Genomic DNA, 11,630 nt, shown 5'->3' on the forward strand with positions numbered 1-11,630 from the left:
TCCGCACAGTTCGGGTTGCTGACTCTCCGTTATTGTCATGGGAAAGATCCTCGATTGGAATGGTTTGAAGGAGGCCATCGCCCCTGCAAAGGCAGCCGGCAGCAAGGTCGTATTTACCAACGGCTGTTTCGATCTTCTTCATGTCGGACACGTGAGGTATCTCAGAGAGGCAAAGGGCCTCGGTGACATCCTCGTCGTCGCCCTGAATACTGACCGTTCCGTCTCAAGGCTGAAGAGGGGGAGGCCCATAACGCCTGAAGATCAAAGGGCTGAGGTTGTTGCGGGTCTTGAGATGGTCGATTACGTGACCCTCTTTGACGAAGATACCCCCTATGCCTTGATAGCGTTTCTTACCCCTGATGTGCTCGTGAAGGGCGGTGACTGGCGGAAGGAAGAGATTGTCGGCTCAGACATCGTTTCAGAGACTTACAGCCTGCCTTTTTCCCCGGGCGTATCGACGACGGCGATCATCGAAAAGATCAGGAGTACGATACATTAACCTGCCATGATCTCTGTCATCCCATGATCCTGGAAACCGCAATTGGAAGAACATCCCTTCGCTCCGGAAGCTCGATTTCTGCCGTTCTAAGCTCATTCCGCTGCATCCGTGAAACTCACCCTACGGTTCAGACACTCACGGGTGCGGACGCTTCATGTCACGAAGAACGGCAACGAAATGCGGGCAAAGTCGTTCAAGTCTGCTCTTCCAACTGCAGAACATAGGAAGATGGAGTTTCTGCGTGATTTCTTTCGCAGGGTCCCCTCAGATGTTTCACGCGTTTACAACCTCCCAGGTTCATCGGTAGCCCTCTTTCTCTGTCTGTTGAAGAAGCCCTTCATCGCAGTGGAGCAGACCGAAGAGGTCGGCCGCACGCTCTCCGAAGATATGAGATTCTTCAGGGCACTGATGGATGAGCAACAGCCCGGAGTCTTCTTCCTTCCTGATCCCGATGGCGCAGAAAGCCTGGGGAGGAGGGCTGAAGTTATCCATAAGATGGGCGAGGGAGATTCAGTGGTGACCTCAGTGGACGGAATATCTGCGCCGGTGTGGCCCAAGAAAGAACTCGCAAAGGCGGCCTTCTCTCTTATCAAGGGACAGGAAATGGACAGGGATTATGTGGGTGAGAGACTGAGGAGTCTCGGCTACAGGCGCGTCTCTATTGTGGTAGAAAAGGGCGAATACTGCATCAAGGGATGGATCATCGATATCTTCCCTCCCACAGCAGATGATCCTGTCCGCATCGAATTCTTCGGTGACGAGGTCGAGAGCATAAAGACCTTTGATCTCGATTCGCAGAAATCTATCAGTCAGACTGATAATCTCCTCCTGTTGCCGGTGATCGGGCCAACGAGCATGAGCGCACTCACATCAGGAGTCAGCGCCGTGGTCTATCTTGTCGACCTTCCTGCCGGGCAGAGAGGTCCGGCTGCAAAGTACCTGTATCCGGAGCCATCGCCATTCGCTTCACCCCTCATCCCCTTATTACCAGAGGGAAGGGAGGAGGGGTTGTTAAGGCCGGTCCTCCTGTCGCGTTTTCCTTTCCAGGGAGATGGCTCTGACGCTGGGTTGCTTCCCATAGGAGGCCATGGAATATATCCTGATGAGAGGAAGTCCCTCTCCGACTTCCCCCCTGCTCTCGAAAGGCTCATGAGAGAGAACCGCGTACTGATCGTCTCTCCATCAAAGGGGCAGGCCGAAAGAGTGAAGGATATCCTCCTTGAGGGTGGCATGATTGCTCCTGTTATTGACCTCGAAGAAGCGGGGGACTATGAGGGCGACATTGCGATCGTACCGGGAAGACTCTCCTCGGGCCTCTTTATCCCCGGCATGCTTATTCTCACCGAGAGGGAGATCTTTGGAGAAAGACCCTCGTTCAGGCCTATCAGGAGATCAAAGGTCTCGAAACTCCTCACAACGATAGATGATATCTCGCCCGGTGACTTTGTGGTCCACAAAGACCACGGCATCGGCAGGTTCATCGACATCCAGAGGCAGGCTGCTGAAGACTATGAGAGCGATCTCGTGGTCCTTGAGTACTTGGGCGGCGACAGGCTCTATATACCTCTCTACAACATTGAGCGGATAAAAAAATATAGTGCAGAAGAAGGGGTGCTGCCCCACCTCGACAGACTCGGGGGGAAGAGCTGGCAGAGGACGAAGGCGCGGGTGAAGAAAGCCGTAAAGGAGATGGCGGAACAACTCCTCAGGCTTTACGCTGAACGGGAGATTGCTCAGGGTTTCGCCTTCAGCCCTGACACGGAACTCCATAGAGAGTTCTATGGCTTCTTCCCTTATGAAGAGACGCCTGATCAGGTCAAGGTGATCGAGGAGATCGGCCGGGATATGGAGTCTGAGAGACCGATGGAGAGGCTTCTCTGCGGTGATGTGGGGTATGGCAAGACCGAGGTGGCGATGCGTGCAGCCTTCAAGGCTGTGTACGACGGCAAACAGGTTGCGGTCCTCGTGCCGACGACGATTCTCTGTGAGCAGCATTTTCTGACTTTTACCACCCGCTTTTCCGCGTTCCCCGTGACCATCGATTACCTGAGCAGATTCAAGACAAAGAGAGAACAGGACCTGACGCTGAAGGCCCTTGCAAAGGGCGAGACGGATATAATCATCGGGACCCATGGTCTCCTCAAGAAAGGCGTCTGCTTTGAGAACCTCGGTCTCCTCATTATCGACGAGGAACACCGGTTCGGTGTGAAGCAAAAGGAGAGGGTAAAGGAGCTCAAGAAGGGGATAGATGTCTTGAGCATGACCGCGACCCCTATACCGAGAACTCTCCAGATGGCCCTCTCAGGCATCAGGGGCATGAGCCTCATAGAGACGCCTCCCGAGGAGAGGCTTGCCGTGAGGAGCATCGTCTCGGTCTTTGACGAGGACTTGATAAAAGAGGCCGTGGAGCGTGAACTCAGGCGGGGAGGCCAGGTCCTCATGGTCCATAATGTCATCCTTGACATAGAAAAGGTTGCCGACAGGCTCAGGAGAATGCTGCCAAAGACGAGGATCGATATCGCTCACGGTCAGATGCCTGAGAAGAGGCTTGAGGAGGTCATGCACAGCTTCCTGAAGGGGGATCTTGATGTCCTGTTGTCGACGAACATCATAGGGGCGGGCATTGATATCCCGACTGCCAATACCATTATCGTCGATAGGGCAGAGAAGATGGGGCTCGCAGACCTCTATCAACTCAGGGGAAGAGTGGGCAGGAGCAATGTCAGGGCTTACGCCTATTTCCTCATCCCTGGAGAGGATCTCATGACAGACGAGTCGAAAAAGAGGCTTCAGGCGATGAGAGATATGAGTTTCCTCGGGGCAGGATTCAGACTTGCGATGAAGGACATGGAGATCAGGGGCGCAGGGAACCTCCTCGGTCCCCAGCAATCAGGCCACGTTCATGCTGTGGGCTTCGACCTCTATGTGGAGATGCTCGAAAAGGCCGTAGCCGAGTTGAAAGGAGCTAAGGTCAAGGAAGAGCCGGAACCTTCTATCAACCTGAAACTCTCGGCCTTCATACCGGAAGGCTACATCGAAGACCTGACATTGCGGTTAAGTATCTACAGAAGGATAGCGCAGGCAAAGGACATAGACGCCGTGGATATGATCGAGTCGGAAATGGAAGACCGCTTCGGATCGCTGCCTGATGAGGTCGGGAGACTTCTCGACATCATGAGACTGAAGATCATGGCAAGAGGAATGTCAGTCACGAACCTATCCGAGACCGACGGGAAGGTGAGATTGGTATTTTCCGACGAAACGCCTGTTCTGCCGGAGAAGATATTTGGTCTCCAGAAGACCTTCGGCGGTCTTCGGGTCCACCGTGACGGTTTTGAGATCTCCTTGAAAGGCGGCTCGAAAGACCGCAGGAACATGACGGTCTTGTTTGACGTGATGAAGGGATTGACGTGATCAGTCCGCGATTTCCCTTTACTTCTCCGGAGCTTTCTGATAATTTTACAATGGATATGAAGAGGTCCAAAGGAATCAGCATGGCATTGCAGGCCATCATTATCATCCTGACGCTCATTACGGGTTGCGCAAGCATGAGCAGTGATGAGAAGATAAAACGGTCCACTGCCCATTATCAGTTAGGGATATCATATCTCAATGACAACAATGTCCAGCCGGCCTATGTAGAACTCCAGAAGGCATTGGACCTCAATCCTCATGATAAGGAGGTCCTGAACGCCCTCGGTGTTATCCATCTCCTGAAGTTTGAAGACTATCCCAAGGCAGTAGAATATTTCAAAAGGGCCTTGAATGAGGACAAGAACTTTTCTGAGGCCTCAAATAATCTCGGCTTCGCATACGAACGGGAGGAAAGGTTCCAGGAGGCTATCGAATCATACAAGGATGCCCTCTCAAACCCTTTTTACAAGAATGCGCAAAAGGCCTTCAACAATCTCGGCAGGGCCTACTACAGGATCAGGAAGTACGATGAAGCCGCAGACGCCTATAAGGAATCGATAAGGAGGTCCTCTGATTTTCCTCTTCCCTATTATGGCCTTGCCCTCTCCTACAACGCCCTCGGAAGGTATGATGACGCTGCGGCAGCCCTTAAGATGGCGATTGGGCTTGATCCCGACTATAAGGGGGATACGGAGAAGTTTCGCAAAGAGATAAGGGAGAGAAGGCTGTTCGCAAAAGGAAATGAAGAAAGGGACATAGATGACCTCATTGAAATTTTGAATTACTGATAGCACTGCTTTCCCTATGGTTTATATAAGGAAGATGCTCGCTTCTCACTTGCAACCTTATGGATCAACACAATTTCTGTTCAGACACTCCTACCCCGAATGAAAAATGCTTCATGAATCTTAAGGGATAACTCTAACAAAATCTTAAAATTACTTGACAATAAAGAATTAATATGATTGAATGTAAGATAGTATGAAGAAAGCTTTCTATATTTATGAGGGAGGGAAAAATAGATGACAAAAAGGATTGTCTCTATCTTTATGGCACTGTTTCTTGTATCATGCGGAAATTCCAAGATTTCCGGTGTCACTACAGAGACCCGAAGTGAGACCAGCGTTTCAAAACAGGCAGTCCTGCCCCCGGTAACGATGGAGTCGGTCCTGTCCCAGGCTGAGAAGGGAAGATACAAAGAGGGTGAACTCCTCGTCAAGTTCAAGTCCGGCGTATCGTCTCGATCTGCCTTGAGTGCCCATCGGTCATCCGGTGCGACTGTCGTGAGGAGATACAGCATCGTCGAGAACCTTGAGCACGTGAAACTTCCGAAGGGGCTCTCGGTGAAAGAAGCGATCAGCCGTTACATGGCCGATCCTAGTGTGGAATATGCAGAGCCGAACTATACAAAATGTCTCAGCTCTACCGTTCCTAATGACCTTTATTTTAATCCGCAGCAGTGGGCCCTCAATAATACCGGCACCTACGCCAACGGTACAGCAGGCGCGGATATCAAGATGCCTATCTCGTGGGACATTACAACGGGAAACGGGAATCTCATTATCGCTGTCCTGGACACAGGAATAGACTACGGCCATCCCGATTTAGTGAATAACATATGGACGAATCCCGGAGAGACATGCTCGGACGGCATAGATCACGATGGAAACGGCTTTGTCAATGACTGCAAGGGATGGGATTTTGTGAATGGCGACAATGACCCGATAGATGACAATGGACACGGGACGCATGTGGCGGGGATCATCGGCGCCGTCGGCAATAATGGGACAGGCATTAGCGGCGTAATGTGGAATGTGAAGCTCATGCCACTGAAGATCTTCGATGCAACGGGTCAGGTGGAAGATACCCAATGTGGAGGGCCATCAGGTTTTATAGCCGACGAAGTTGCAGCCATCGAGTATTCTACTGCGAACGGTGCAAAGGTTATCAATGCCAGTTTTGGCGGGCCTGATTTCTGTAATACTGAGCTCTCTGCCATAGCATCGGCGAATGCTGCAGGTGTCCTTTTTGTTGCTTCTTCCGGTAATAGCGGCACAAACAACGACCTTGCGCCGGAATACCCTGCCAGTTACAGCCTTCCCAATATCATCTCTGTCAGTGCCACTGACCAGAACGACAGGAGGGCCTCCTTTGCTAATTTCGGTCTACAATCCGTTCATGTCGCAGCGCCCGGTGTCTATATTCTAAGTACGATCACTCCGGGTTTAACCTTTTCCCTCTGCACTGGTGCACCCTTCCCCGGATATGATATCTGCAGCGGAACCTCCATGGCCGCTCCCCATGTCTCTGGGCTTGCCGGGCTCCTCTTGAGTTACTATACGAATTTTACCTATATCCAGGCACGTTCAACGATCCTCAGGTATGTCGATGTTCTCCCTGACCTCACAGGATGGGTCGAGACAGGGGGAAGGATCAACGCTTATAAGGCGCTTTCGTCGTTGTTGACGCCGACAAATCTTCAGGCAACAGGAACAACTCCATCGAGCATATCGTTGTCCTGGACAGACAATGCCACTGGTGAGGACGGATACAAGGTAGAAAGAAAAGGTGCGGACGGAACGTTCGTCCAGATAGCTGTGCTCGGACCGAATTCCACGACTTTTACTGATTCCGGTCTCACTCCTTCCACCGGCTATACCTACCGGGTTAGGGCATACAACACGATCCCTGCGGACTCCTCGTACTCGAATGAGACATCCGCCACTACGCTGTCTGCATCAGCCGACCAAGGAGGCGGAGGAGGAGGGGGCTGTTCCATTGGTGCGAGACAGAACATGCCGACGACGATGGCCGATGCCGCTCTCATCCTGTTACCCCTGGTATACGTCGCACTTATGAGGCGGAAGAGATAATCGAGAGACAACACCTATAGGCTGAAGATCAGAAAGGCAATCGCTACATATCCGGCAGTATTCTGCCTGGTGTTTCTGTATCATGCCTTTCCGTTTTCGGCCTTGAGATACCTGATTCCCCTTGTTCTCGTCATGATCCCTTACGTGCTGCGGGAAAGGGTGAATCTTAGGTTTGACACGAAGGATATCGTTGCCGGTGTCGCTGTTTCTGCCATAGTCCTCCTGCCGTTCTGGTTCCTCCTTTCTCAACCCGGAAGATCTCTTCCCTCTCCCTCCGTGAGCACCATGCTTTTCCAGGTCCTTGGCGCTGCCTTTCCTGAGGAGGTTTATTTCAGGGGTTTCCTTCAGGAGCAGGTCGGGAACAATGTCAGAGGGCTTTTGGTTGTGAGCCTCCTTTTTTCTATCATGCACCTGCCCCAGCTTATCTTCTATGGCGACCCTTACGCCATCTTGACCTTTTTCCCTTCCCTTGTCATGGGTTTTCTCTACATGTGGACATCCAATGTCATTCCATCAACCATTTTCCACGCTGCTGCAAATACTCTGTTCGTCGGCCTTTTATGATATACTTGAGCATGCCGGGCCTCAGATTTCTAACATCAGGAGAGTCACACGGTAAGGCCCTCAGCGGGATTATTGAGGGAATTCCTGCAAATCTCTTGCTCTCCCCGGCCGATATCGACTGCGAGTTGAAGAGAAGGCAGTCGGGTTTCGGCAGGGGCGGAAGGATGAAGATAGAGGCCGATCGTGCCGAGATACTTTCGGGCGTGCGGTGGGGAAAGACCATCGGCTCTCCGATAACCCTTCTCATAGAAAACAGGGACCATAAGAACTGGCTTGAAGGGATGTCATCTGACAGCGCCGCGAAAGACTCTATCCCTGCCGTTACGAGGCCGAGGCCGGGACACGCTGACTTGGCAGGGGCCCTGAAGTACGACCAGCATGACATCAGGAACATCCTCGAACGCTCAAGCGCACGGGAGACCGCAATGAGGGTAGCCCTCGGCGCAGTTGCAAAGAGATTTCTTGCCGAATTTAGGGTCAGGGTCGGGAGCTTTGTAATACAGATAGGAGATCAGGGAACAGAGGTCAGAAGTCTGAAGTCCGACGAAGAGGAATTGTTGTTTCTCTTCACGAAGGCCGAGGCATCGCCAGTCAGGTGTCCTGATGAGGCATCGGCAAAAGGGATGGTTGAGGTTATAGAGAAGGCAATGAAGGAGGGAAACTCTCTCGGCGGTATCTTTGAGGTCTTTGTGACAGGTCTTCCCGTGGGCCTCGGAAGCCATGTCCAGTGGGACCGCAGGATGGATGGGAGGCTTGCGCAGGCGTTGATGTCCATCCAGGCCATTAAGGGAGTCGAGGTTGGAGCGGGGTTTGAAATGGCAGGGCGCTTCGGCTCTGACACCATGGATGAGATATTTTACGGCGTGCAGGGGGAAGGGGGACAGGGGCCGAAGGGGGGCTTTTATCGAAAGACGAATAACGCCGGCGGCATCGAGGGTGGCATGACCAATGGAATGCCGGTGGTGGTCAGGGCAGCGATGAAGCCGATACCCACGCTCAGAAAGCCCCTCAATTCCGTTGACATTCTCACCAAGAGGCCCTTTGAGGCTGCCTACGAACGGTCCGATGTCTGTGCTGTAGCTGCTGCCTCAGTGGTAGGAGAAGCGATGACGGCTCTCACCGTAGCCGACGCCTTCCTCGAAAAGATCGGCGGTGACAGCATGGAGGAGGTTAAGAGGAACTTTGAGGGATACCTGGAGTATCTGAAGCAATTCTGAGATGTGAAGCGTAACTCGTAGGCGGGCTCCAAGTATCGTGCTGAAGGGTCTCACAGGATACCTGCTCGCCGGTATGTCCTTAGAAAAAAAATGGATCTCCAGATGAGAAATATCATCCTTACGGGTTTCATGGGTGTGGGGAAGACTGCCGTCGGCAGGGAGCTTTCGAATATCCTCGGCTGGAAACTCGTCGATGTTGATGAAGAGATCGTAAAGGCAAAGGGTATGAGCATCAACGAGATCTTCAGCCTCTTTGGAGAGCCCCTATTCCGTGATATCGAGACGGAGATGATACGGGAGATCGCAGCGAAAGAAAATATTATCATCTCGACGGGTGGAGGGGCTGTGCTCAGGCAGGAAAATATGGAGATCCTCCGAAAGAGCGGCACGATCGTCGGCCTCTCGGCAAGGCCCGACACGATACTGAAAAGGACGAGCGCTAACAGGGAGAGACCTCTCCTCCAGGTTGAGGATCCGTACCAGAAGATCAGGGAACTTCTTGACTTCAGGAGACCCTATTACGAAAAGGCCGATATCATGATCGACACCGAGTCCGGGACCCCGCGTCAGATAGCCGAGGAGATAGTGAAAAGAATCAAGGGTGAAGGATAAGGGATGAAGGATGAAGGCAAGAAGATAGAACAGGTACGCGTAGACTTGGGTGAGAGAAGCTATGACATATGGATAGGGTCTGACATCCTGACGAAATGCGGGCGGCTGATCGGGGACCTTCATTTCAGTCGGATTGCCATAATCAGCAATCCCACGGTCTACGGCTTGTATGGCGAGCCACTTACGAATACCCTCAGGAACCTCGGGAATACGGTCGATGTGGTTATTGTCCCAGACGGAGAGGAATACAAGGACCTCCTCTGGACGTATTACATTCATGGGGAACTCCTCAAGCGCAGGCTCGACAGGTCATCGGCACTCATCGCCCTCGGCGGCGGCGTCATCGGCGACATAACGGGGTTTGTGGCCTCAACCTATATGAGGGGCATCTCCTTCATTCAGATACCTACGACGCTCCTCGCCCAGGTCGATAGTTCCGTGGGCGGGAAGACCGGCGTCAACCATCCCCTCGGGAAAAACATGATCGGCACTTTTTACCAGCCGAGACTTGTCTGGACCGATGTGAATACGTTGAAGACCTTGCCGAGACGGGAGTTCCTCGCGGGAATTGCCGAGGTCGTTAAGTACGGCGTGATATGGGACGAGGAGTTCATCCGGTTTCTCGAAGAGAAGAGGGAGAGGATTCTCGGACTCGACGACAGTGCCGTATCATCCATCATCAAACGCTCCTGTGAGATCAAGGCAGAGGTCGTCTCAAAGGATGAGAGAGAGGCCGGACCGAGGGCGATCCTGAATTACGGCCATACCATCGGCCACGCTATAGAGACTGCCACCGGATATACTGCGTATCTTCATGGAGAAGCCGTTGCCATCGGGATGCTTCGGGAGGCTCGGCTCTCCTGCCTCCTCGGGCTTCTCGATAGCGGGGACGGAGAGAGGATCGGCAGTCTTATCGAATCCTATGGCCTGCCGACAAAGATGCCTTCGGGCATAGACATTGATAAGATCATATCGTCTATGGAGCTTGACAAGAAAGCGGTGAGGGGCGAGCTGAAATTTGCCCTTCCCGAGAAGATGGGGTCCGTCAAGGTGAGGGAAGTTTCGGACAGAGCGATGATTGTTGAGTCTCTGCGAGCGAAGGAATGATAACGGGCCTCGAAGAAAAGGTTTTGTCCGGCTTTCAACTTTCTCAGAGGGAAGCCTTTTCCCTAGCCTCAGTCAGGACCACTGACGCAGAACTCCACCGGCTCTTCTTCGCTGCAGCCAGGGTCCGCGAACACTTCAGAGGAAAGAGGATAGACCTCTGTTCCATCACGAATGCCAAATCCGGCGCATGTTCTGAAGACTGTTCCTATTGCGCACAATCGGCAAAGAGCAATGCTAAGATCCCCGTCTATCCCCTTGTCTCTGAAGAGGCCGTGATCGAGAAGGCCCTTGAGGCGAAGGAGGCCGGAGTCAAACGATTCTGTATTGTTACGAGCGGAAAGAAGGCAGGGGAGAAGGAACTGAAGGCGATAGCGGCAACTGTCAAGAAGGTGAGGCAGACAGGCCTGCTCCCCTGCGCCACCCTTGGACTCTTGGACAGGGATGAACTGTCTCTTCTCATGGAGAGCGGTCTCGAGAGATACCACCACAATCTCGAAACATCAGAGCGATTTTTTTCAGAAGTTTGTTCCACCCATTCCTATTCCGAAAAGATGAAAACCATCGAGGCCGCGAAGTCAGTCGGCCTCTCCCTCTGCTCGGGAGGTATCTTCGGCCTTGGTGAGTCGTGGCAGGATAGGGTGGAGATGGCTTTCGCCCTGAGAGATCTCGACGTCGACTCCATTCCGATAAATTTCCTGATCGCCGTAAAGGGGACGCCGATGGAACAGAGAGAGCCTCTCCATCCCCTTGAGGCCCTCAAGGTCATAAGTCTCTACCGCCTGATCCTGCCGGAGAAGGAGGTGAGGGTCTGCGGGGGCAGGAGACAGACCCTCGGTGAGTTCAGTCCGATGGTCTTCATGGCAGGCGCCGATTCAGTGCTTACGGGAAACTATCTCACGACAACGGGCATTACCTATGAGGATGATATCCGGCTCATCAAGACCTGTGGACTTGAGGTCGGATAGGTAATTGTCGCAGTCTAATGTCTGAACTGTGCAGTGGCGAGAGACTCTGCTCAGCGGGGTCGTTCCCGACGCGCGCAGCGCGGCGGGAACGACAAAAATCATCCGGCGCAGAGAAAGCATTTTCGAAAATCAATGAGCGGCTATTCCGCGACCGCTGGATTTTTTTGTTAAGCGTTGTGTCGTCCTTGTTATTAACAGTCTCAAAATAATATTTACAGATGTGCTCCCTATTATTGGTCAGGACTTTCGGAGATCTAAGCTGACAACAGGGCACAAATGGTTGATAATGGCTGGTTTACAGCTTTGAATTTTGTAAGATCCAACCGTCCTTTACTGCATATCCAAAGATCTTTAGGACTTCGGATTGGGTCTTCGTTAG

Annotated in this window: 9 protein-coding genes; all 9 read left to right on the forward strand. The window is 52.5% G+C overall.

Features of this window, described 5'->3' with window-relative positions; all coding sequences use genetic code 11:
* The first annotated feature begins 37 nt into the window (after positions 1-37).
* Complete coding sequence (locus VFG09_11475; protein HET6515771.1) at positions 38-499, forward strand: adenylyltransferase/cytidyltransferase family protein; 462 nt, start codon at positions 38-40, stop codon at positions 497-499.
* 228 nt (positions 500-727) lie between these two features.
* Positions 728-3,913, forward strand: a complete 3,186-nt coding sequence (mfd, locus tag VFG09_11480) for a transcription-repair coupling factor (GenBank protein HET6515772.1) — start codon at positions 728-730, stop codon at positions 3,911-3,913.
* A 50-nt stretch (positions 3,914-3,963) separates the two neighbouring features.
* Positions 3,964-4,701, forward strand: coding sequence for a tetratricopeptide repeat protein (locus tag VFG09_11485; GenBank protein ID HET6515773.1), 738 nt, complete (start codon positions 3,964-3,966; stop codon positions 4,699-4,701).
* 234 nt (positions 4,702-4,935) lie between these two features.
* Complete coding sequence (locus VFG09_11490) at positions 4,936-6,786, forward strand: S8 family serine peptidase (protein HET6515774.1); 1,851 nt, start codon at positions 4,936-4,938, stop codon at positions 6,784-6,786.
* 69 nt (positions 6,787-6,855) lie between these two features.
* Positions 6,856-7,350 carry a CPBP family intramembrane glutamic endopeptidase gene (locus tag VFG09_11495; GenBank protein HET6515775.1) on the forward strand — a complete coding sequence of 165 codons (495 nt, stop codon included), beginning with the start codon at positions 6,856-6,858 and terminating at the stop codon, positions 7,348-7,350.
* A gap of 11 nt (positions 7,351-7,361) precedes the next feature.
* Positions 7,362-8,567 (forward strand): chorismate synthase, encoded by a 1,206-nt coding sequence (gene aroC / locus VFG09_11500; protein HET6515776.1) that lies wholly within the window; start codon positions 7,362-7,364, stop codon positions 8,565-8,567.
* Between the two features lie 102 nt (positions 8,568-8,669).
* On the forward strand, positions 8,670-9,179 hold the full coding sequence (locus VFG09_11505) for a shikimate kinase (protein HET6515777.1): 510 nt from the start codon (positions 8,670-8,672) through the stop codon (positions 9,177-9,179).
* Positions 9,180-9,182: 3 nt separating this feature from the next.
* Positions 9,183-10,286: a 3-dehydroquinate synthase gene (gene aroB / locus VFG09_11510; protein HET6515778.1), complete on the forward strand. Its 1,104-nt coding sequence runs from the start codon at positions 9,183-9,185 to the stop codon at positions 10,284-10,286.
* Positions 10,283-11,251 carry a biotin synthase BioB gene (gene bioB / locus VFG09_11515; protein ID HET6515779.1) on the forward strand — a complete coding sequence of 323 codons (969 nt, stop codon included), beginning with the start codon at positions 10,283-10,285 and terminating at the stop codon, positions 11,249-11,251. Before aroB ends, bioB begins: the two co-directional genes overlap by 4 nt.
* Positions 11,252-11,630: the final 379 nt, after the last annotated feature.

The sequence above is a fragment of the Thermodesulfovibrionales bacterium genome, assembly GCA_035686305.1.
Classification (GTDB): Bacteria; Nitrospirota; Thermodesulfovibrionia; order Thermodesulfovibrionales; family UBA9159; genus DASRZP01.